Source organism: Bacillus manliponensis, assembly GCF_000712595.1.
GTDB classification, from domain to species: domain Bacteria; phylum Bacillota; class Bacilli; order Bacillales; family Bacillaceae_G; genus Bacillus_A; species Bacillus_A manliponensis.
Window position 1 is genome coordinate 1 of sequence record NZ_JOTN01000080.1, and the last position, 574, is coordinate 574.

The 574-nt window shown below is 42.7% G+C and carries 1 protein-coding gene; it reads left to right on the top strand.

Going from position 1 to position 574, the window contains the following annotated elements; all coding sequences use genetic code 11:
• Positions 1-574: phage tail tape measure protein (locus BAMA_RS23305; RefSeq protein ID WP_034644442.1), on the top strand; the 574-nt coding region annotated here is incomplete at both ends.

Below are 574 nucleotides of genomic sequence, written 5' to 3' on the forward strand. Positions count from 1 at the left end.
TACGGCAAGCTACTTTGCATGGTGAAGCTCTTACGCAAAAGCTAGAAGTACAACAGCAAGTCGTGAATAGGCTGGAAAATGAATATAAGCGTCTGGTCCAGACAAAAGGTCAAACCTCTAAAGAAGCGAAACAACTTGCTATAAAAATTGATGAAGCGAAAGCAAGTATGAACGGTTTGCAAAATGAGATAACACAGACCGAACAGAAATTAAAAAAGTTAGATAATGAGCTTCAGCAACAGAGTACCGCTTGGGGTAGGTTTAGCAGTAATATGGACTCTGCAGGAAACAAAATGCAACATATTGGCGGTAGTGTAGCAATAGGCGCTGGTGTTGGATTTGGCGTTATGACCTATGCGATGTATAACGCAACTCAAACAGGTATGGAGTTTGGATCTCAAATCAGTCGAGTTGGGGCAATTTCTAGTGCGACTGGTGACCAAGTCAAACAATTAAAAGATCAAGCGTTAGATTTAGGTGCATCCACATCCAAAAGCGCCACTGAGATTGCTAAGGGACAGGAGAACCTTGCGGCATTAGGTTTTACTGTAGAGCAGATTCTTGGAGCGATGCC